A 19728-nucleotide genomic window follows, 5' to 3' on the forward strand; every position below is an offset into this window, starting at 1 on the left:
AGCTTTAAGCATACAGGAGATAATAAAGACATCTCTTCAGCCTGTGCGCATTGGCAGCATAAGTCGCGAGAAGGCGCAGAAGACGAAGATGAAACTGCTGCCTGTGACGCAGGTTGGCGGTATAATGTGATGTTAGTCACGTTTTTGGTGGCGGTAGTGTGTTGTGTCACGGAGAGGAAAGAGATGGAAGAGCAGGCAAAACGCAGCCCCGGAGGGAAGCTCGCGTTATGGGCGTTGTATGCTTTTTGCGGATACTGTATCTGGGTCATTGTGCGTTACTGGTGGGTGGTCGGAAAAATTCAGAGCGTTCCCGGCGCCAGCGTGGACGGCGATTTTGGAACCACGGCAGGGAAATGGCTGGGTGCGCTGTTGGGGATGCTGGTTCTCGGGGGCATTGGGGCGATACTCGGCGCGGTCGTCTGGTATACCCGACCGTCCCGCGGTGGCCAGGATAATCAGCGGTAAAGTTGCTATGCTCGAGGCTGACCTTTATAGAGAGGAAAGCCTATGGACCTGATTGACTGGCAGCAACGGTTTGAGCACTGGATACTCACGCATCACACGCAGGATGATGCCGCGCACGATCTGTCCCATTTTCGTCGCGTCTGGGCCACGGCCACTCAACTGGCCGCAGGGGAGGATGTTGACCAACTGGTGCTGCTGACGGCTTGCTATTTTCATGACATCGTCAGTCTGCCAAAAAATCATCCCGAGCGAAGCCGCTCCTCCATGATGGCCGCCGAGAAGACGCTCGCTATCCTGCAGTCGTCGTTTGCCGATTTTCCTGCAGAGCGTTATTCGGCGGTCAGTCATGCCATTGAAGCGCACAGCTTTAGCGCGTCTATTTCCCCCCGGACGCTGGAAGCGAAGATTGTGCAGGATGCCGACCGTCTTGAGTCGTTGGGGGCGATTGGTCTGGCGCGGGTCTTCGCCGTCTCCGGCGCGCTGAACACCATCTTGTTTGATGCCGCTGATCCCTTTGCCGACCAGCGGGCGCTGGATGACAGAAAATATGCCCTCGACCATTTCCAGTGCAAACTCCTGCGCCTGCCGGAAAGCATGCAAACAGTCAGAGGCAGAGCGATGGCCGAGCATAATGCGCGCTTTCTCGTCGAATTTATGGCCAAGCTTAGCGCGGAGCTGCAGGGCGAGCCGCTGGCGCTGGATGAAGCGGTTTTACGCCGCTTTGCACCGCAGGCGTCAACCGACCCGTGATTTATGGTACTCTCTGCAAAAATCGTCCGCGCTGGTTGAGGATATGCCACAAAAGTTAATCAAGGAAAACAAGTCGTTGTCGTTGACGGAGCAGGCCAGTGAAGAGGCTCAGGCGCTGCTGCGTCAGTTAATGACGATCTACGATGTGAAAACGCTGGTCGCCGAGCTGATAAGCGTCGGGGAGCAGCACTGGAGTGCGGCGATCCTCAAGCGAGTGGTGACGCTTAACCGCGTGGCGGAACGTTTACGTCCGCAGGAGATCGCCCATCTGGCGACGCTGCTGCCCTCGCCGCCGGTCCATCATCCGCACTATGCGTTCCGTTTTGTCGATCTTTTTGCCGGCATTGGCGGGATCCGCAGCGGTTTTGAAGCTATCGGTGGGCAATGTGTCTTTACCAGCGAGTGGAACAAGCATGCCGTGCGTACCTATAAGGCCAACTGGTACTGCGACCCGCAGCAGCATCGCTTTAATGAAGATATCCGCGATATCACTCTCAGCCATCGTCCTGAGGTCAGCGACGAAGAGGCGGCACAGCATATCCGCGAGACCCTCCCTCAGCATGACGTGCTGCTGGCAGGCTTTCCCTGTCAGCCTTTCTCCCTCGCCGGGGTGTCCAAAAAAAATGCCATGGGCCGCGCCCACGGTTTTGCCTGCGAAACTCAGGGAACACTGTTTTTTGATGTGGTGAGAATTATCGCTGCCCGTCAGCCAGCCATTTTTGTGCTGGAGAACGTTAAAAATCTGAAAAGTCACGATCAGGGACGTACCTTCCGCATCATCATGCAGACGCTGGATGAGCTGGGTTATGAGGTGGCCGATGCCGGGCATACCGGAGCGGATGACCCGAAGGTGATCGATGGGCGTCATTTTTTACCGCAGCACCGCGAGCGCATTGTGCTGGTGGGTTTTCGTCGCGATCTGCAGCTGCATGAAGGATTTACCCTGCGCGACATCGCTGCGCTCTATCCGTCGGTGAGGCCAACGTTTGGCGAGCTGCTGGAGCCGACGGTCGATGCGAAATTTATCCTCACCACGGTATTGTGGAAATATCTCTATCGTTATGCCCGCAAGCACCAGGCGCGGGGCAATGGCTTTGGTTATGGCCTGGTTGATCCCAGCAATCCCCATAGTGTGGCCCGGACGCTGTCTGCCCGCTACTATAAAGATGGTGCCGAAATTCTTGTCGATCGCGGCTGGGACCGGGCGCTGGGTGAGACGCATTTCGACGATCCGCAAAATCAACTGCGGCGGCCTCGCCGGTTGACACCGCGCGAGTGTGCCCGGCTGATGGGCTTTGAATCGCCGCAGGGGATGCGTTTTCGCATTCCGGTATCGGATACCCAGGCCTATCGTCAGTTCGGCAACTCGGTGGTGGTTCCGGTCTTTGCCGCGGTGGCGAGACTCCTGGCGCCGCGCATCGCTCAGGCAGTGGCGCGTCGTGAAGCGGATGATAACGATGGCGGATGTTCACGATAAAGCCACCCGCAGTAAAAATATGCGGGCTATCGCCACGCGCGATACGGCAATCGAAAAGCGGATAGCGGGCCTTCTCACCCAGGCGGGTTTCACGTTTGTTGCCCAGGCGCGTGCGCTGCCGGGGCGCCCCGATTTCGCGTTACCCGACTACCGTTGCGTTATCTTTACTCACGGCTGTTTCTGGCATCACCATGACTGTTATCTGTTTAAAGTACCGGCCACCCGGACGACGTTCTGGCTGGATAAAATCGCCGGCAACGTGGCGCGCGACGCCCGCGACCGGCAACAGCTGGCAGAGCAGGGCTGGCGGGTGCTGATCATCTGGGAATGCGCCCTGCGCGGCCGTCTGAAGCTGGACGATAAGGCGCTCACTGAGCGTCTGGAAGAATGGATCTGCGGCGCCGGGCACGACGCGCAGATCGACACGCAGGGGATCCGCGAGCTGGCGCTTACTTCGCCACCTTACAAGGGGTAGCCTCGCTGTGGGCGGGGAAGAGATATTTCCCCAGCGTCACCAGCACCACGGCGAAAATAATCACCGCCAGCGCCAGCCACTCGATGAGTGACAGACTCTCGCCACCGAAGCCGGTGCCGAGGAGAACCGCGACCACCGGATTAACATAGGCGTAGCTGGTGGCTACCGCCGGGGTGACATTGCGGATTAAAAACATGTAGGCGTTGATGGCGATAAGCGAGCCAAAGATAGCCAGATAGGCCAGAGCGGCAATCCCTGACCAGGAGGGCGCCTGGGTTAAGGTTTCGCCACTCAGCCATGAGGCGGCCAGCAGGACGATCCCGGCGGCGAGCATCTCAATAGCGCCCGCCATCATGCCGGTCGGCAGCACGATCCGCGACCCGTAAACCGAACCAAACGCCCAGCTTAATGAGCCGATCAGGATCAGCAGCGCCCCCCAGGGATTGCCGTTTAAATTGCCACCACTGTTTAGCATCACGATACCCGCCAGGCCAATCGCAATGCCCAGCCACTCCAGTTTTCGCGTGGCGATGCCGAAAAAGCGGCTGAAGCACAGGGTGAACAGCGGAACGGTAGCAACCATCACCGCCGCAATGCCGGAGGGTACATGTTGATGTTCAGCCAGGGTGACGAAGCCGTTGCCGACGGCAAGCAGCAAAATTCCGATAAGTGCAGCGTTAAGCAGCGGCCGCCATGCCGGCAGTTTATGACCGGTGGCCAGTAGCCAGCCCAGCAGCAGCACGCCGGCCGAGAGAAAGCGAATGCCGGCCATCATCAGCGGCGGCCAGCTGGCGACGCCGACGGCGATGGCAAAATAGGTTGAACCCCAAATGATATACAGCGCAAACAGCGCCCCGATAAGCGGTAACAGCTGACGGGTAGACATACTTCCTCACGACGGTGCAGAGATAGAAAGGGGACATATAGTAAACGTGAAAACGATCGTGCTGGCGAGCGCTTAATTTGCCCGAATTTGTTAAATTTATATTGACTAATTGTACCTTGGGCACCGGCCGTTTTTTAACGCATACTCGAGGGAGACATTGATGAAAAGAGAAGGAAAATCATTTTGGCAGGAAGTAGTCTTTTAACGTTACTCGATGATATCGCCACGTTGCTGGATGATATTTCTGTGATGGGCAAGGTCGCAGCGAAAAAAACGGCAGGGGTGCTGGGCGACGATTTGTCTCTCAATGCCCAACAGGTTACCGGGGTGCGCGCGAATCGCGAACTGCCCGTAGTCTGGGGGGTGGCAAAAGGGTCGTTCGTTAATAAAGTGATCCTGGTACCACTGGCTTTGTTGATCAGCGCCTTCATCCCCTGGGCGATTACGCCATTATTAATGCTGGGCGGGGCGTTTCTCTGTTTCGAAGGGGTGGAGAAGGTGCTTCACAGCCTGGAGGCGCGCAAACACAAAGAGGATCCCGAACGGCGGCAGCAGCGCCTTGAAGCGCTGGCGGAGCGCGATCCGCTGGCCTTTGAGCGTGACAAAGTCAAAGGGGCGATTCGCACCGATTTTATTTTGTCTGCGGAAATTGTCGCCATTACCCTCGGCATTGTAGCGGAAGCACCGCTGCTCAATCAGATCCTGATCCTCTCCGGTATCGCCATCCTGGTGACCATCGGGGTGTACGGCCTGGTGGGCGTGATCGTCAAGCTGGATGATATGGGATACTGGCTGGTGGAGAAGCGCGGCGCGCTGGCGCAATGGTTGGGCAAAGGATTATTAGCCGTGGCTCCCCGACTGATGAAAGTGCTCTCTATCGTCGGCACGCTCGCCATGTTCCTTGTTGGTGGTGGGATTGTGGTTCACGGCATCGCGCCGCTGCATCATGCCATTGAGCACTGGAGCGCGGGTATGGGTGGGGTGCTGGCCTCCTCGCTGCCGGTCATCGCCAATCTGGTGCTGGGTTTTATCATTGGTGCGGTGGTTCTGGCGGGAGTGAAGGCAGTTAGCCGTCTGCGTCAGTCCCTGAAATAACGCGTCGTGTTGTCTACTCCTGAAAACGCTGCGCCGGAGATGCCTGGCGTTTTAGTGCGCCCGCAGGCCAAAGCGCCTGGGACGCGGATAGGGTCTGGTTTGCGGAACGTACTGCGAGAAAATGATGGATAAGTCACTGCGGTTGACGTTGAAAAAGCTTCATCATCTGACTCGTCCTTCACATGTGGTCAATGTGTGCTTTATCGTGGTGCTGCTTTTATCCACGCTGCTGATCTGGCGTGAAATCAACGTCCTGGAAGAGGCCTACGTGGCTAACCAGCGTAACAACCTGGCGAACGTCGCGCATGAAATGGATGGACTGCTGCAGTTCAACATCGACAGGATGATGTTTTTTCGTCACGGGATGCAGGCTGCTCTCGAACAGCCGCTCGATATCGACGTATTGCGTAAGGCCAGCCAGCGCTATCTGAGTCAGCGCCGTCTGGAGGCCTGGCGGGTGGCGCTGCCAAATCGCCGAACGCTGCCGGTGTTTGGCGTTTCGGGCAGTGTCGTCAGCAACAATCCTATGCTGTTAGCGGACGATCCGCTGGCGGCGGATGAACTGATGGCCACGCTTGAGCTGGGCTATCTGTTGAATCTGACGCAGCATGACCGCGATTTCGCTGAACGGATGCAGTATATCTCCCGCAGCGGCTTTTTCACCTCCACCCTGCCGCTCAGGGATGAGGCGCAGCTGAGGGCGCATTATTCGCAAGCCGTCAATGCCCTCTGGTTTACCCGCCAGACCCAGCGGAATAATCCCGGGCGAGGCGTCATCTGGCAAACCTTTCCTGATGATGACCCGCAGCTGGAAGAGCAGGTGGTCACCGCTTCGATACCGCTGGATTTTGCCGGTTACTGGCGCGGCGTGCTGGCGATGGATTTTTCAGTCAATGAGATAAAAGCGTTTTTGGTCAGCGCCATGCAGGGAGGACAAGAGGGGGAGTATCAACTCTATGATAGCCATTTGAACCTGCTGGCTTCTTCCGCACCGGGAAATGTCCTCACGTTGCTGTCACCGCGGGAACAAGAACTGCTCAGCCGCGCGTTTGCCCATGATAATCAGGGCGGGTTGCGTCTGCTGACACGCTATATCAGCTGGTCAAAATTGCGTAATTTCGACGGCGTGCTGCTGCGGGTGCATACCTTGCGGGAAGGCGTGCGAGGCAATTTTGGCACCATCACCATCGCTTTGACCCTGATGTGGATCCTCTTTACGCTGATGCTGTTGCTTTCCTGGCTGGTGATCCGCCGCATGGTCCGCAATATGAGCGTTCTGCAGACCTCCCTGGAATGGCAGGCATGGCATGATGCTTTAACTCGCCTGCTCAATCGCGGGGCGTTGTTTGAGCAAGCGATGGCGGTAGCCAGCGCCTGCCAGCGCAGTGGACGGCCGCTGGCGGTGATCCAGCTCGACCTGGATCACTTCAAGAGCATTAACGATCGCTATGGTCATCAGGCGGGCGACAGAGTGCTGTCCACGGTGGCCAGTACCTTGGCCAGCACTGTCCGTGAGGGTGATCTACTGGGCCGCGTAGGTGGAGAAGAGTTTTGTATCGTGCTGCCGAATACCACGCTGCGGGAAGCGGCGGCGGTGGCGGAGCGGTTACGTCTGCGTATTCAGGGCCGGGAGATCTTTTTACATAATAACGTGACGCTGCGGGTCAGCGCCTCGTTAGGGGTGAGCGCCAGCGAAGAGCAGGGGGAGTATCAGTTTGAAGCTTTACAGTCGGTTGCCGATCGTCGACTCTACCAGGCCAAGCAAAATGGGCGCAATCAAGTCTGTTTTCGTTGAGATGTGTGAAGAAAACGTTTCGATCCTGATGGGGAAAATGAGAATTATCTTAAAGTGAGGGTGGGCAATCGCGCTATCGAATGAAACCGGTTTGCGACGAACCCTTCCAGCATCAGCCTTGCAGGCTTGTCTGTGGCAAAGCGCCTACATCCTCAATAATTTGCGTCATGAATATCGCTTGTCATGCAAAATAATTGAGGATAATGTTTCAACGCATCGGATTTCTCGGTGTAACGAATTTTCAAGTGCTTCTTGCATTAGCAAGTTTGATCCCGACTCCTGCGAGTCGGGATTTTTTTCAACCGCGTTTAGCGGTTGGCTTCACTGGCACTGAAATCGTGAATATCAAGCTCGAATGCCTCCGCCAGTTCGCGCCAGGTATGCGCGCCACGGCCGTCAATACTGGCACGCTGCGGGTCATCCAGAGTGCGATGAACCTCACTTTCGCTGATCTCATTAATCGCTGCCAGCAGGGCATCCGCATTGACCTCTACGTCATCCGCGACCTGGCCTGTCAATCGATTCTTCATCATTACCCCCCACTCGCTGAGCGTTGCTCACGCCACTTTAAGTATAGCCGGTCTAAAAAAACACCAGTCACTGGCCACGACGCTGCGAGTTGCGCGGTTTTGTTCTACACTGGCTGAAAAATAGAGGAGATGAATTATGCAGGTGAACGATCGTGTGACAGTGAAGACCGACGGTGGTCCACGTCGGTCGGGCGTAGTACTGGCAATTGAGTCGTTTAGTGAAGGGACGATGTATCTGGTTTCGCTGGAAGACTATCCGCTCGGGATCTGGTTTTTCAATGAAATAGGACACCCGGATGGGATCTTCGTTGAAAAAGAAGCCTCGTAAAACCGGACTGGCGGCATCACCGCCAGTTTGTTTTAGCGCATATTCACCTGAATACCTGAAGTGATGTTTTCGGTGAGTCGAACGATATGGTAAATAACTTGTTTATTATGCGTCTGGATTTTCTTTTTAATATTGCCTTTATGGGATGATACTGTCTTTGCTTTGATGTTCATTTGCGTTGAAATTTGCGTTGTCCCATGTCCGGCCATCCACATTTGCAGCATATTTGATTCTGTTTTACTCAATGACAAGGTGGGTAAATTTAACTGCCCCAGACTGCTATTTTTGCATTTGAGATAATTAACCAGAATGACATCAAGGTCTTTTGGTGTTATCGATTTTGAACTGATCAACAGGTTCTTACGTACCCGTAGATAACGGTCAAAATGGATGTTTGCCAGCGACATAAAGATAACAAACAGCGTGGCCGGATTTTGCATGATGATCTGACGGATAATTGTATTACTCTCATCGTCATGCACGAAACAGTCTTCATTAAGAAAGACTACCGCCGGACGACCCGACGCGCAGTGGTTTTGCAGTTCTGTGACTGCACGGACCTCAACGATATCCTGCTTTTTTATACCCCGGCTAGTCAGGTATCCCGTTAATCCCAACCGGGTATAGCTGCACAAATCCATAATCATCGTTGACATGACCCATCCTCAATCAACACGTAACGATATTCACTTCCCACCGGTGATGGGAAGCAGTCCTTGCGGGCGGAAATAATAGTAGGTAAGAAAGAACCCTTTAGTTCCTTTAAACTATTCCGCATCCATGCATATAATTTGCCAGGAAAACTCTTAAAGTAAAGTCGAGAACCGGTAGTGTGAGCGAATTAAAAACAAAAAGTGCCCATAGATGCTATGGTTACGGCCTTGTTAATATTTTATTTTCAGAATTTCCTTATTTCAAATGAAAGGCGCCATGCTGGCTCAGGCTAGGCTCAGGGGTTCCACTGACGTCGGGGCTGGAAGGCTTAACGCTTTAATGCCACAATACTTTTTTATCGGCTTGTGGGATGAATGATGAAACAGTTAGTTTTTGCGGGCATGGTCGTGGCGCTGGCCGGATGTGTGCAGGTTGATCATTACGACGACGTTGTTAAAGCGCCAGCACCGGCCGGTCTTGAGGGCTACTGGCAATCGAAAGGGCCGCAGAGCGAAATGATGAGTCCGGACGCGATTGCCAGCCTGATTGTCACCAAAGAAGGGGATACTTTCGACTGTCGCCAGTGGCAGCGTGTGATCGCGCAGCCGGGTAAACTGATGAACCGCGATAGTCAGGTTTACAACGTCACGGCTTCCCTGGATATCTATCCGATCGAGCGTGAAGGTAACACGCTGTCCTATGATCGTATGACGCTGACCCGCGTTGAACGCCTCACTCCCGAGTGTGAAAAGGCATGGGCGAAAGCGCGTGCGACTGGACCCGTCAGCGCGCCTGCCACTGCGCGTTAAAACACCGGCGGGCCATGTTGGCCCGCCCGTCGATTATCACCTCACAGCACTGCTTCCATTACCCACACGCTGACGCTTCCCCCGTTGCAGGTAAAGGTCGCGCAGCCATCGTCGTCGGTTTCAACAATCTCTTCCCGGTTACCGAGAAAATCCCGCCAACGTTTTTTGCCATAATTTTCGCCCAGCGTCAGGGTCTTTTCCCCCTCATCGCCATTGGACATGACCACCACGCAACCAGGATCCTCGTCGGTGCCGCTGCGGCTGAAGGCGATACAGTTGGGGTGATCGAACCAGAGCGTTTGCACACCGTGCGCAAAGCGCTGACGGGCGTCGATCAGTTCGTGCAGTTGCTCGATAACGGGCATCTCTATAGCGTAGGTTTGTCCGTCACCGCCGGTATCTTCATAGGAGGCGCCGAAGAGATCGGCATAGAAGACCGAGGGCACCCCATTTTCACGTAGCAGGATCAGCGCATAGGCCAGCGGTTTAAACCACGGCTCAACCGGCGCCTCGAGGGCCTGCAGCGGCTGGGTGTCATGATTGGTAACCAGGGTAACGGCATGGAACGGGTCAGCTTCCACCAGCGTTCCGCTGAAAATCTGGCTCATGTCATAATCGCGCCCCTGGCGCGACGCTTCATGAAATTTCATCTGCAGCGGGGCATCAAACAGCATCGTCTTGCCCTCGACCAGGTCGATATACTGCTGCAGCTTCTCCACTTCATGGGACCAGTATTCCGCCACAATAAACAATGGCTGCGGCGCCACCTCCTGAACGTGTTCGATCCACACTTTGTAAAACCAGGCGGGAATATGCTTCACCGCGTCAAGACGAAAACCGTCGCAGCCGGTTTGCTCCATCACCCAGCGCGCCCAGTATTTGATCTCCTCGGTGACCGCATGATTGCGAAAATCGATATTGGCGCCCATCAGGTAATCGAAGTTACCCAGTTCATCGTCAACCTGTTCATTCCAGCCCTCGCCGGTGTAATCGTTGACGATTTTAAATACGCCGTCTTCCGTCGGGTTTTCGATATGATCAATGCCGCTAAAACATTTGTAGTCCCAGACAAACTGGGAATACTGACCGGCCCGCACCGGGAAGGTGTAACGAGTCCAGGCCTCGCACTCAATGATCTCTTCATCAATCTGGGTGCGGTCCTGCTCATCGACGCGCTGGACCCGTAGCGCTTCTTTTTCATCGGCGCCCATTTTATGGTTTACCACCACGTCCAGCAGCACGGCGATGTTGTGCTCCTTCAGGGCCTTTATGGCCGCCAGCAGCTGCGCTTTATCGCCATACTTAGTGGCGACAGAGCCCTTTTGATCAAACTCGCCGAGATCAAAGAGGTCGTAGGTGTCATAGCCGACGGAATAACCGCCTGAAGCACCTTTGTAAGCGGGGGGCAACCAGACCATATTGATGCCAATCTCATTGAGACTGGGGGCCAGCGCTTCGACCTCAGGCCACAGTTCGCCGCCAGTGGGGTAGTACCAGTGAAAACATTGCAACAAGGTGGGGTTTTTCATCTTCCATGCTCCAGACGTCAACAGGCTGACCTTTGCAGTATGGGAGATATCCAGCAAAACGGGGGAGGAAAGGCCTGATTTTCGCTATACCCTAAACGGGATCATATATAATAAATTGGCATAAGATGTAGCGTAACGATGTTGGTGTGAGGCCGTTAAGCGCTTTACACTACAGGAAAATCCTAACCTTCGGGGTATCTATGAAATTAGCACTTCTGGGTCGTCAGGCGCTGATGGGCGCGATGGCCGTTGTTTTGATGGCTGGCGTCAGCGTGAAAACTTTTGCGGCGGAAAACCTGCTTAATCAGATTAAAGAGCGCGGCACCCTGCGCGTGGGCCTCGAAGGCACCTATCCTCCTTTTAGCTTTCAGGGTGATGACGGCAAGCTGACCGGGTTTGAAGTGGAGTTTGCCAATGAGCTGGCTAAACACCTCGGCGTGAAAGCCGATCTCAAGCCGACCAAATGGGACGGTATGCTGGCATCGCTGGACTCCAAACGCATTGACGTGGTGATTAACCAGGTCACTATCTCCGATGAACGTAAGAAGAAATATGATTTCTCTACCCCGTATACCATCTCTGGCGTGCAGGCGCTGGTGAAAAAGGGTAACGAAGGCGCGATTAAAACCGCGGCGGATCTGAAAGGCAAGAAAGTCGGGGTTGGGCTGGGCACTAACTATGAAGAGTGGCTGCGTCAGAACGTGCAGGGCGTTGATGTTCGCACCTATGATGACGACCCGACGAAGTACCAGGATCTGCGCGTTGGCCGTATTGACGCCATTCTGGTCGACCGTCTGGCCGCGCTGGATCTGGTGAAAAAAACCAACAATACCCTGGCAGTAACCGGTGAAGCGTTCTCCCGTCAGGAGGCCGGCGTGGCGCTGCGCAAAGGCAACGACGATCTGCTGAAAGCGGTAGATGGCGCGATAGCCGATATGCAGAAAGATGGCAGCCTGAAGGCGCTGTCCGAGAAATGGTTTGGCGCTGACGTGACGAAATAACGGACGGCGGGTAAAAAAGGCGCTCCTGGAAGCGCCTTTTTTATTTAGCGCATAACTGTGTGCATAATGAAGCATAACTGAGTCAGGAGGGGCCATGTCACTGCAAAATTTAACCCGCTTTCCGCGTCTGGAACTGATTGGCGCGCCAACGCCGCTGGAGTATCTGCCGCGTCTGTCCGATCACCTCGGACGTGAAATTTTCATCAAACGTGATGATACGACGCCGCTGGCGATGGGGGGCAACAAACTGCGTAAGCTGGAGTTTCTTGCCGCCGATGCGCTACGCGAAGGCGCGGATACCTTAATCACCGCCGGCGCGATCCAGTCTAATCACGTGCGGCAGACTGCCGCGGTCGCCGCCAAACTGGGGCTGCACTGCGTGGCGCTGCTGGAAAACCCCATCGGCACCCGGGCGGAGAACTATCTGAGCAATGGTAACCGCCTGCTGCTGGATCTGTTTAACACCCAGGTTGAGATGTGTGATGCCCTGACCGATCCTGCCGCCCAGCTCGACGAGCTGGCGACCCGTATCGAGGCGCAGGGATATCGTCCGTACGTTATTCCGGTTGGCGGTTCGAACGCCCTCGGAGCGCTAGGCTATGTGGAAAGCGCGCTGGAAATTGCCCAGCAGTGTGACGGCGCGGTGGAGATTTCGTCGGTCGTGGTGGCGTCCGGCAGCGCCGGTACGCATGCCGGGCTGGCGGTCGGCCTTGAACAACTGATGCCGCAGGCAGAACTAATTGGGGTGACGGTATCGCGTTCGGTCGCGGACCAATTGCCGAAAGTGGTGGCGCTGCAGCAGGCCGTGGCCAACAGTCTGGCGCTGCAGGCGCAAGCCGACATTCAGCTGTGGGATGATTACTTTGCCCCGGGCTACGGTACGCCGAACGAAGAAGGGATGGCCGCTGTGAAGCTGCTGGCGCAGCTGGAAGGTATTTTGCTTGACCCGGTCTATACCGGCAAAGCGATGGCAGGGCTTATCGACGGCATCACGCAGAAGCGATTTAAGGATGAAGGGCCGATTCTGTTCGTCCATACCGGCGGGGCGCCAGCGCTGTTTGCCTATCATCCGCACCTTTAATACAGAAAATACAGCATGCAAGAAAGTATCCAACTGGTCATCGATTCCGCTCCTTTTCTGCTCAAAGGGGCCGTTTTTACACTGCAGCTGAGCATTGGCGGGATGTTTTTCGGCCTGGTGCTGGGCTTTATTCTGGCGCTGATGCGCATGTCGCCGTTGTGGCCGATAAAGTGGCTGGCGCGCATGTATATCTCCATTTTCCGCGGTACGCCGCTCATTGCCCAGCTGTTTATGATCTACTACGGCTTGCCGCAGTTTGGCATCGAGCTGGATCCGATCCCGGCGGCAATGATTGGTCTGTCGCTAAATACGGCGGCTTACGCGGCGGAGACGTTGCGTGCGGCCATCGCTTCCATCGACAAGGGGCAGTGGGAAGCGGCGGCGAGTATCGGCATGACGCCCTGGCAGACGATGCGCCGGGCTATTTTACCCCAGGCGGCGCGGGTCGCTTTGCCGCCGCTGTCCAATAGCTTTATCAGCCTGGTAAAAGATACCTCGCTGGCGGCGACGATCCAGGTGCCGGAGTTGTTCCGTCAGGCGCAGCTTATCACCTCGCGAACCCTTGAGGTCTTCACTATGTATCTGGCGGCCTCCCTCATTTACTGGGTGATGGCGACGGTACTCTCCTCGCTGCAGAACTATTTTGAAAACCAGCTGAACCGCCAGGAGCGTGATCCGAAATGAGTGCGATAGAAGTAAAAAGCCTGGTGAAAAAATTCCATGGCCAGACGGTGCTCCACGGTATCGATCTGGAGGTGCAGAAAGGGGAAGTGGTGGCGATCATCGGCCCCAGCGGCTCGGGCAAAACCACCCTGCTGCGCAGCATCAACCTGCTGGAGCAACCAGAAAGCGGCACCATCCGCGTCGGCGAGGTAACGATCGACGCCGGCCGTAGCCTCGGGCCGCAGAAAGGGCTTATCCGCCAGCTGCGCCAGCACGTTGGCTTTGTCTTCCAGAACTTTAATTTGTTTCCCCATCGTACGGTGCTGGAGAACATTATTGAAGGGCCGGTCATCGTAAAAGGGGAAGACAAGCAGGAGTCGATAGCGCGAGCCCGCGATCTGCTGGCAAAGGTGGGGCTCAGCGGAAAAGAGAACAGCTATCCGCGCCGCCTCTCCGGTGGTCAGCAGCAGCGGGTGGCTATTGCTCGTGCGCTGGCCATGCGTCCGGACGTGATCCTGTTTGATGAACCGACATCGGCCCTCGATCCTGAACTGGTAGGGGAGGTACTTAATACCATCCGCCAGCTGGCGCAGGAAAAGCGTACGATGGTTATCGTGACTCATGAGATGAGCTTCGCCCGCGATGTCGCCGATCGGGCTATTTTTATGGACCAGGGGCGGATTATCGAACAGGGTGAGGCGAAAGCGCTGTTCGCCTCACCTCAGCAGCCGCGTACCCGTCAGTTCCTCGAAAAATTCCTGATGCAGTAAATGATATGCTGGCGCGGCGGCTTCCTGACCCGGAGCTGCCGCGTTTAGCCTGCCTTCCTGTCATGGGAAGGCTCCGTCGCCTTATTCATCCTGTGGCCGTATACACCGCTTCCCATCCTCCCTGGTTGGGTGTAGAAAATGACGCCAGAGGGAGACTGAGTTTCTGCGCGTCATGAGCCAAAAGGCCAGGCATCAGGCTAATAAATGCGACAGCAACGATATTTTATACATATAAATAAGATTTATGTGTTAGTTTTCTGTATTTATAATAATGATTATCAATCAGGAGTTATTTGCACAGCTATGAGGGACAATGATTTTTTCAGCTGGCGGCGGGATATGCTGCATCAATTTCAGTCCATGGCCACCGGTGAGGAGGTTTATAATCTCCTGCAACGAGAAACTGAAGCGCTGGAATATGATTACTACACGCTTTGTGTACGTCATCCGGTGCCTTTCACCCGCCCCCGCGTCACGTTCCAGTCGACCTATCCCCGCGCATGGATGTCACACTACCAGGCTGAGAATTATTTCGCGATAGATCCTGTGTTACGGCCGGAGAATTTTTTGCGTGGTCATCTGCCATGGGACGATGGTCTGTTTCGCGATGCACCAGTATTGTGGGACGGAGCCCGCGATCACGGTCTGAAAAAAGGGGTGACCCAGTGCCTGACGCTTCCGAATCATGCACAAGGCTTTCTCTCCGTGTCGGCGAATAACCGTTTGCCGGGCTCTTACCCTGAAGATGAGCTGGAGATGCGCCTGCGAACGCTGACGGAGCTCAGCTTGCTGGCGCTGCTGCGTCTGGAAGACGAAATGGTGATGCCGCCGGAGATGAAGTTCAGCCGTCGCGAGCTGGAAATTCTTAAATGGACGGCGGAAGGGAAGACCTCGGCGGAAGTGGCAATGATTCTCTCGATTTCGGAAAATACGGTGAATTTCCATCAGAAGAATATGCAACGGAAATTTAATGCGCCGAATAAAACGCAAATCGCCTGTTACGCCGTGGCGACGGGATTAATCTGAGAGCGCCTGTCGTTCTGCGTGCCAGACGTGACACCGGCTGTCAGGGATACTTTCAGCCGGTACAGGATTACTGACGGTAAGCTTGTTTAATTTGCTTAACGGTGCTGGAGAATACGGCAGCCTGAGCCTCATCTTCCATCTGCGCGATCTGCTTTTCCATTTTAATAATCACGCGGCCCGCATCCGCCTGACCCATCGCCTGCAGCATCAGCGTTATCATCGCTTTCAGGCAGGAGACTTCCTGCGCGAGTTCTTGATTATTTTCAGCAGTGGAAAAATCTGGTGTGCTCATCGATATCCTCGTTAGCTTGCTGCGCTATTGCGCATTACTCAATGTGAAGGCCGCGCAGTATACCACAAGCGAAAGAAAAAAAAGGAGTGCTGAATTTTTGTCCTCTCATCTGAGTTGTGAATGATTCAGCGCTTCGGATAATACGTAATAGCCGCCAGTCCGCCATTAATTTATTCCATCTATTTAGCACGTTAATATTTGTTACATATTTTGCTTCGTATTTATGCGCTACGTAATCTGTTGTGTTTTTTGTGCTTTCTGTATGAGGATTGTTAAAAAATAAGACCAGCGCAACTGACTGTTCTCAATGACTTTCCACTATGTGTGCACAGACATTGCCATAAATGAGAGTCAAATCGAGGAGAGGGCATTTTTTTGCCTTTTAAATTAGCAATAAAACCCGGTAATATGTGGGAGATAAAGTATCAGTAGCGTTATCCCTCATTCTGGAGATTATTCCTTTGATCAACGTTCTTCTTGTTGATGACCACGAACTGGTGCGCGCAGGGATACGACGCATTCTGGAAGATATAAAAGGGATTAAAGTCGCTGGCGAAGCCTGTTGCGGCGAGGACGCCGTGAAGTGGTGCCGGGCTAATTCCGCAGATGTCGTCCTGATGGACATGAACATGCCCGGGATCGGTGGTCTTGAAGCCACGCGCAAAATCGCGCGCTCTGTGGCGGGCACGAAAGTGATCATGCTCACCGTGCATACCGAGAATCCTCTTCCTGCCAAGGTCATGCAGGCGGGGGCGGCGGGCTATCTTAGCAAGGGTGCGGCACCGCAGGAAGTGGTGAATGCGATCCGCTGCGTGGCGTCAGGACAACGCTATATTGCTTCCGATATTGCTCAGCAAATGGCGCTAAGTCAGATTGAACCGGAAAAAACGGAATCGCCGTTTGCCAGTTTGTCTGAACGCGAATTGCAGATTATGCTGATGATCACCAAAGGTCAGAAGGTGAATGAGATCTCAGAGCAGCTGAATCTGAGTCCTAAAACGGTTAACAGCTATCGCTACCGAATGTTCAGCAAATTAAACATTCATGGCGATGTGGAGCTGACCCACCTGGCAATTCGCCATGGCCTGTGTAATGCGGAGTCGTTAGCAAGCCAGTGAGTGATGTTTTTGACGCAAAAGCTTTCCTGAAAACGGTGACCAGCCAGCCCGGCGTGTATCGGATGTATGATGCTGGCGGGACCGTCATCTATGTTGGCAAAGCCAAAGATCTGAAAAAGCGGCTCAGCAGCTATTTCCGCAGCAATCTCGCGTCGCGTAAAACCGAAGCGCTGGTGGCGCAGATTGCGCAAATTGATGTCACCGTCACGCATACCGAGACGGAAGCGCTGCTGCTGGAGCATAACTATATCAAGCTGTACCAGCCACGTTACAACGTGCTGTTACGTGACGATAAATCATATCCTTTCATTTTCCTCAGCGGCGATACCCATCCGCGCCTGGCAATGCATCGTGGCGCTAAGCATGCGAAAGGCGAGTACTTTGGTCCTTTTCCCAACGGCTATGCCGTGCGGGAAACCCTGGCGCTGCTGCAGAAAATCTTCCCCATTCGCCAGTGTGAAAATAGTGTCTATCGCAACCGCTCTCGTCCCTGCCTGCAGTATCAGATTGGGCGTTGTCTTGGGCCATGCGTGGTGGGCCTGGTCAGTGAGGAAGAGTACGCTCAACAGGTCGAGTATGTGCGGCTGTTCCTGGCCGGCAAAGATGATCAGGTCCTGACCCAGCTCATCGCGAGGATGGAGAAGGCCAGCCAGAGTCTGGAGTTTGAAGAGGCGGCGCGCATTCGCGACCAGATTCAGGCCGTCCGCCGGGTGACGGAGAAACAGTTTGTCTCTAACAGCGGCGATGATCTTGACGTAATCGGCGTCGCTTTCGATGCCGGAATGGCCTGCGTTCATGTGCTGTTTATCCGTCAGGGCAAAGTGCTGGGCAGCCGCAGCTATTTTCCGAAGGTGCCGGGCGGCACCGAGCTGGGAGAGGTTGTGGAGACGTTTGTCGGCCAGTTCTATCTGCAGGGTAGCCAGATGCGCACGCTTCCGGGGGAAATTTTACTCGACTTCAGCCTCGGCGATAAAACGCTGCTGGCCGATTCACTGTCGGAGCTGGCGGGACGTCGAATCAATGTGCAAACGAAACCGCGCGGCGACCGGGCGCGTTACCTTAAGCTGGCGCGCACTAACGCGGCGACGGCGTTAACCACTAAACTGTCTCAGCAGTCGACCATCCATCAACGTTTACTGGCACTGGCTACTGTGCTGGAGCTGCCGGCCGTGAAGCGGATGGAGTGTTTTGATATCAGCCACACCATGGGCGAGCAGACCGTAGCGTCCTGTGTGGTATTTGACAGCAATGGTCCATTGCGTGCGGAGTATCGACGCTACAATATCACCGGCATTACCCCGGGCGATGATTATGCGGCGATGAATCAGGTCCTGCGTCGTCGCTATGGTAAAGCGATTGATGACAACAAAATACCGGATGTGATCTTAATCGACGGCGGAAAGGGACAGCTGGCCCAGGCGAAAGCGGTGTTTGCAGAGCTGGACGTGCCCTGGGATAAACATCATCCCCTACTGCTGGGCGTGGCAAAAGGTAGCGATCGTAAAGCCGGCCTGGAAACGTTATTCTTTGAACCGGAAGGGGAGGGGTTTAGCCTGCCGCCGGATTCGCCGGCCCTGCACGTAATCCAGCACATCCGCGATGAATCGCACGATCATGCGATTTCCGGACATCGTAAAAAACGGGCGAAAGTGAAGAGCACCAGCTCGCTTGAGACTATCGAGGGAGTGGGGCCGAAGCGTCGTCAGATGCTGCTGAAGTATATGGGCGGTTTGCAGGGGTTGCAGCAGGCCAGCGTCGAGGAAATTGCCAAAGTACCGGGCATCTCTCACGCTCTGGCAGAAAAGATCTTCTACTCGTTGAAACATTAGGGGCTCTGTAGCAACATAGGGCTAATTTTTACTTACAACAGATAGTTACCCGTCACTATGCAATTTAATATCCCTACGTTGCTTACTCTGTTTCGCGTCATACTGATCCCGTTCTTTGTGCTGGCGTTTTATCTGCCCTTTAGCTGGGCGCCGTTTGCCTGCGCGCTGATTTTCTTTGTCGCCGCGGTGACCGACTGGTTTGATGGTTTTCTGGCCCGTCGCTGGAATCAGAGCACCCGGTTTGGCGCCTTCCTTGACCCGGTGGCTGATAAAGTCATGGTGGCTATCGCCATGGTGCTGGTTGCCGAGCATTATCATACCTGGTGGGTTACGCTGCCCGCGGCGACCATGATTGCCCGTGAAATTATTATCTCGGCGCTGCGCGAGTGGATGGCGGAGCTGGGGAAACGCAGCAGCGTGGCGGTCTCGTGGATTGGTAAAGTCAAAACGACCGCGCAGATGGCCGCCCTGGTATGGATGCTGTGGCGTCCTTATCCATGGGTAGAGTGGGCCGGGATCGCGCTTTTCCTCGTGGCGGCGGTGCTGACGCTATGGTCAATGCTGCAGTATTTGAACGCGGCGCGCGGCGATTTGCTTGATCAGTGATCGTTTCGACGTTATTTTCAGCAAACGATACAAAGTTGCGAAAAATACCGTTGACTCACCGCCAGAGATAAGTAGAATGCAACGCATCGAACGGCGGCACAGTCTTCCAGACGATAACAAAATCAAGTGATTAGCAAATAACTTGATGATGCGGGAATAGCTCAGTTGGTAGAGCACGACCTTGCCAAGGTCGGGGTCGCGAGTTCGAGTCTCGTTTCCCGCTCCAGATTAACAGCATCGGCAGTTGCGGGTGCTTCAGTATCAAAGGCGCGTTAGCAAAGCGGTTATGTAGCGGATTGCAAATCCGTCTAGTCCGGTTCGACTCCGGAACGCGCCTCCACTTTATATCCCGAGCCCGGATGGTGGAATCGGTAGACACAAGGGATTTAAAATCCCTCGGCGTTCGCGCTGTGCGGGTTCAAGTCCCGCTCCGGGTACCATTGGGAAATACAGAATAATCAAAGCAATAAGCAGTGTCGTGAAACCACCTACGGGTGGTTTTTTTGTGTCTGTACTTTCGCTTTCTGATGCCTTTTCCGCCAGCCTGAC

General features: G+C 54.7%; 21 protein-coding genes and 3 tRNA genes. 19 read left to right on the plus strand and 5 right to left on the minus strand.

Annotation, left to right across the window (positions count from 1 at the left end):
• The first annotated feature begins 183 nt into the window (after window positions 1-183).
• From drpB to ACKLKD_RS15800, 4 genes are all read left to right on the plus strand, one after another.
• Window positions 184-465 (plus strand): cell division protein DrpB, encoded by a 282-nt coding sequence (gene drpB / locus ACKLKD_RS15785; RefSeq protein WP_025711145.1) that lies wholly within the window; start codon window positions 184-186, stop codon window positions 463-465.
• Window positions 466-507: 42 nt separating this feature from the next.
• Window positions 508-1215: a phosphohydrolase gene (locus tag ACKLKD_RS15790; RefSeq protein ID WP_025711144.1), complete on the plus strand. Its 708-nt coding sequence runs from the start codon at window positions 508-510 to the stop codon at window positions 1213-1215.
• A 76-nt stretch (window positions 1216-1291) separates the two neighbouring features.
• Window positions 1292-2692, plus strand: coding sequence for a DNA cytosine methyltransferase (locus ACKLKD_RS15795; RefSeq protein ID WP_025711143.1), 1401 nt, complete (start codon window positions 1292-1294; stop codon window positions 2690-2692).
• Complete coding sequence (locus tag ACKLKD_RS15800; RefSeq protein ID WP_025711142.1) at window positions 2673-3167, plus strand: very short patch repair endonuclease; 495 nt, start codon at window positions 2673-2675, stop codon at window positions 3165-3167. The genes ACKLKD_RS15795 and ACKLKD_RS15800 overlap by 20 nt, the downstream gene beginning before the upstream one ends.
• On the opposite strand, the gene yedA is transcribed toward ACKLKD_RS15800, so the two are convergent.
• Window positions 3142-4053, minus strand: coding sequence for a drug/metabolite exporter YedA (gene yedA, locus ACKLKD_RS15805; RefSeq protein WP_025711141.1), 912 nt, complete (start codon window positions 4051-4053; stop codon window positions 3142-3144). The genes ACKLKD_RS15800 and yedA overlap by 26 nt on opposite strands.
• A gap of 183 nt (window positions 4054-4236) precedes the next feature.
• On the opposite strand from yedA, the gene ACKLKD_RS15810 reads away from it, so the two are divergent.
• A complete protein-coding gene (locus ACKLKD_RS15810) occupies window positions 4237-5148 on the plus strand; it encodes a DUF808 domain-containing protein (protein WP_025711140.1) in 912 nt (303 codons plus the stop codon).
• 124 nt (window positions 5149-5272) lie between these two features.
• Window positions 5273-6943: a cellulose biosynthesis regulator diguanylate cyclase DgcQ gene (dgcQ, locus tag ACKLKD_RS15815; RefSeq protein ID WP_025711139.1), complete on the plus strand. Its 1671-nt coding sequence runs from the start codon at window positions 5273-5275 to the stop codon at window positions 6941-6943.
• Between the two features lie 308 nt (window positions 6944-7251).
• Here dgcQ and ACKLKD_RS15820 read toward each other — a convergent pair whose 3' ends face one another.
• Window positions 7252-7473, minus strand: coding sequence for a DUF2525 domain-containing protein (locus ACKLKD_RS15820; protein ID WP_042929070.1), 222 nt, complete (start codon window positions 7471-7473; stop codon window positions 7252-7254).
• 136 nt (window positions 7474-7609) lie between these two features.
• On the opposite strand from ACKLKD_RS15820, the gene dsrB reads away from it, so the two are divergent.
• Window positions 7610-7801 (plus strand): protein DsrB, encoded by a 192-nt coding sequence (gene dsrB / locus ACKLKD_RS15825; protein WP_012541227.1) that lies wholly within the window; start codon window positions 7610-7612, stop codon window positions 7799-7801.
• Window positions 7802-7833: 32 nt separating this feature from the next.
• Here dsrB and rcsA read toward each other — a convergent pair whose 3' ends face one another.
• Window positions 7834-8457: a transcriptional regulator RcsA gene (rcsA, locus tag ACKLKD_RS15830; RefSeq protein WP_025711136.1), complete on the minus strand. Its 624-nt coding sequence runs from the start codon at window positions 8455-8457 to the stop codon at window positions 7834-7836.
• A gap of 372 nt (window positions 8458-8829) precedes the next feature.
• Between rcsA and yedD the strand changes: the two genes are divergently transcribed.
• Window positions 8830-9264, plus strand: a complete 435-nt coding sequence (yedD, locus tag ACKLKD_RS15835; RefSeq protein WP_025711135.1) for a lipoprotein YedD — start codon at window positions 8830-8832, stop codon at window positions 9262-9264.
• A gap of 41 nt (window positions 9265-9305) precedes the next feature.
• Here the strand turns inward: yedD and amyA are convergent, their stop codons facing one another.
• On the minus strand, window positions 9306-10793 hold the full coding sequence (gene amyA, locus ACKLKD_RS15840; RefSeq protein ID WP_025711134.1) for an alpha-amylase: 1488 nt from the start codon (window positions 10791-10793) through the stop codon (window positions 9306-9308).
• 200 nt (window positions 10794-10993) lie between these two features.
• Here amyA and tcyJ point away from each other — a divergent pair, with 200 nt between their 5' ends.
• The 5 genes from tcyJ (at window position 10994) to sdiA (ending at window position 15334) form a co-directional block, all read left to right on the plus strand.
• Window positions 10994-11794, plus strand: coding sequence for a cystine ABC transporter substrate-binding protein (gene tcyJ / locus ACKLKD_RS15845; protein ID WP_004203468.1), 801 nt, complete (start codon window positions 10994-10996; stop codon window positions 11792-11794).
• Window positions 11795-11888: 94 nt separating this feature from the next.
• Window positions 11889-12875 (plus strand): D-cysteine desulfhydrase, encoded by a 987-nt coding sequence (gene dcyD, locus ACKLKD_RS15850; RefSeq protein ID WP_025711133.1) that lies wholly within the window; start codon window positions 11889-11891, stop codon window positions 12873-12875.
• Between the two features lie 15 nt (window positions 12876-12890).
• A complete protein-coding gene (tcyL, locus tag ACKLKD_RS15855) occupies window positions 12891-13559 on the plus strand; it encodes a cystine ABC transporter permease (RefSeq protein WP_025711132.1) in 669 nt (222 codons plus the stop codon).
• Window positions 13556-14308 (plus strand): L-cystine ABC transporter ATP-binding protein TcyN, encoded by a 753-nt coding sequence (tcyN, locus tag ACKLKD_RS15860; protein WP_025711131.1) that lies wholly within the window; start codon window positions 13556-13558, stop codon window positions 14306-14308. The genes tcyL and tcyN overlap by 4 nt, the downstream gene beginning before the upstream one ends.
• A 303-nt stretch (window positions 14309-14611) precedes the next feature.
• A complete protein-coding gene (gene sdiA, locus ACKLKD_RS15865; protein WP_080924904.1) occupies window positions 14612-15334 on the plus strand; it encodes a transcriptional regulator SdiA in 723 nt (240 codons plus the stop codon).
• Window positions 15335-15401: 67 nt separating this feature from the next.
• Here sdiA and ACKLKD_RS15870 read toward each other — a convergent pair whose 3' ends face one another.
• Window positions 15402-15626, minus strand: a complete 225-nt coding sequence (locus ACKLKD_RS15870; RefSeq protein WP_004122104.1) for a DUF2594 family protein — start codon at window positions 15624-15626, stop codon at window positions 15402-15404.
• Between the two features lie 461 nt (window positions 15627-16087).
• Here ACKLKD_RS15870 and uvrY point away from each other — a divergent pair, with 461 nt between their 5' ends.
• The 6 genes from uvrY (at window position 16088) to ACKLKD_RS15900 (ending at window position 19619) form a co-directional block, all read left to right on the plus strand.
• Window positions 16088-16744, plus strand: a complete 657-nt coding sequence (gene uvrY, locus ACKLKD_RS15875) for a UvrY/SirA/GacA family response regulator transcription factor (RefSeq protein ID WP_002911539.1) — start codon at window positions 16088-16090, stop codon at window positions 16742-16744.
• Window positions 16741-18573 carry an excinuclease ABC subunit UvrC gene (gene uvrC / locus ACKLKD_RS15880; RefSeq protein WP_025711129.1) on the plus strand — a complete coding sequence of 611 codons (1833 nt, stop codon included), beginning with the start codon at window positions 16741-16743 and terminating at the stop codon, window positions 18571-18573. The genes uvrY and uvrC overlap by 4 nt, the downstream gene beginning before the upstream one ends.
• Window positions 18574-18630: 57 nt before the next feature.
• Window positions 18631-19179 (plus strand): CDP-diacylglycerol--glycerol-3-phosphate 3-phosphatidyltransferase, encoded by a 549-nt coding sequence (gene pgsA, locus ACKLKD_RS15885; protein WP_008804219.1) that lies wholly within the window; start codon window positions 18631-18633, stop codon window positions 19177-19179.
• A gap of 150 nt (window positions 19180-19329) precedes the next feature.
• A tRNA-Gly gene (locus tag ACKLKD_RS15890) sits at window positions 19330-19405 on the plus strand.
• Between the two features lie 40 nt (window positions 19406-19445).
• Window positions 19446-19519: transfer RNA gene (locus ACKLKD_RS15895), tRNA-Cys, on the plus strand.
• 13 nt (window positions 19520-19532) lie between these two features.
• Window positions 19533-19619, plus strand: a tRNA-Leu gene (locus tag ACKLKD_RS15900).
• The last annotated feature ends 109 nt before the right edge of the window (window positions 19620-19728 follow it).

It is taken from the genome of Klebsiella sp. 10982 (assembly GCF_048589245.1).
Taxonomy (GTDB): domain Bacteria; phylum Pseudomonadota; class Gammaproteobacteria; order Enterobacterales; family Enterobacteriaceae; genus Klebsiella; species Klebsiella quasivariicola.

What these genes read in the sequence shown, in the direction of transcription:
- drpB (WP_025711145.1), top strand. Translation starts at nt 184, where the DNA reads ATGGAAGAGCAGGCAAAACGCAGCCCCGGAGGGAAGCTCGCGTTATGG.
- ACKLKD_RS15790 (WP_025711144.1), top strand. Translation starts at nt 508, where the DNA reads ATGGACCTGATTGACTGGCAGCAACGGTTTGAGCACTGGATACTCACG.
- ACKLKD_RS15800 (WP_025711142.1), top strand. Translation starts at nt 2,673, where the DNA reads ATGGCGGATGTTCACGATAAAGCCACCCGCAGTAAAAATATGCGGGCT.
- yedA (WP_025711141.1), bottom strand. Translation starts at nt 4,053, where the DNA reads ATGTCTACCCGTCAGCTGTTACCGCTTATCGGGGCGCTGTTTGCGCTG.
- dgcQ (WP_025711139.1), top strand. Translation starts at nt 5,273, where the DNA reads ATGGATAAGTCACTGCGGTTGACGTTGAAAAAGCTTCATCATCTGACT.
- ACKLKD_RS15820 (WP_042929070.1), bottom strand. Translation starts at nt 7,473, where the DNA reads ATGAAGAATCGATTGACAGGCCAGGTCGCGGATGACGTAGAGGTCAAT.
- dsrB (WP_012541227.1), top strand. Translation starts at nt 7,610, where the DNA reads ATGCAGGTGAACGATCGTGTGACAGTGAAGACCGACGGTGGTCCACGT.
- rcsA (WP_025711136.1), bottom strand. Translation starts at nt 8,457, where the DNA reads ATGTCAACGATGATTATGGATTTGTGCAGCTATACCCGGTTGGGATTA.
- yedD (WP_025711135.1), top strand. Translation starts at nt 8,830, where the DNA reads ATGATGAAACAGTTAGTTTTTGCGGGCATGGTCGTGGCGCTGGCCGGA.
- amyA (WP_025711134.1), bottom strand. Translation starts at nt 10,793, where the DNA reads ATGAAAAACCCCACCTTGTTGCAATGTTTTCACTGGTACTACCCCACT.
- tcyJ (WP_004203468.1), top strand. Translation starts at nt 10,994, where the DNA reads ATGAAATTAGCACTTCTGGGTCGTCAGGCGCTGATGGGCGCGATGGCC.
- dcyD (WP_025711133.1), top strand. Translation starts at nt 11,889, where the DNA reads ATGTCACTGCAAAATTTAACCCGCTTTCCGCGTCTGGAACTGATTGGC.
- tcyL (WP_025711132.1), top strand. Translation starts at nt 12,891, where the DNA reads ATGCAAGAAAGTATCCAACTGGTCATCGATTCCGCTCCTTTTCTGCTC.
- tcyN (WP_025711131.1), top strand. Translation starts at nt 13,556, where the DNA reads ATGAGTGCGATAGAAGTAAAAAGCCTGGTGAAAAAATTCCATGGCCAG.
- sdiA (WP_080924904.1), top strand. Translation starts at nt 14,612, where the DNA reads ATGAGGGACAATGATTTTTTCAGCTGGCGGCGGGATATGCTGCATCAA.
- ACKLKD_RS15870 (WP_004122104.1), bottom strand. Translation starts at nt 15,626, where the DNA reads ATGAGCACACCAGATTTTTCCACTGCTGAAAATAATCAAGAACTCGCG.
- pgsA (WP_008804219.1), top strand. Translation starts at nt 18,631, where the DNA reads ATGCAATTTAATATCCCTACGTTGCTTACTCTGTTTCGCGTCATACTG.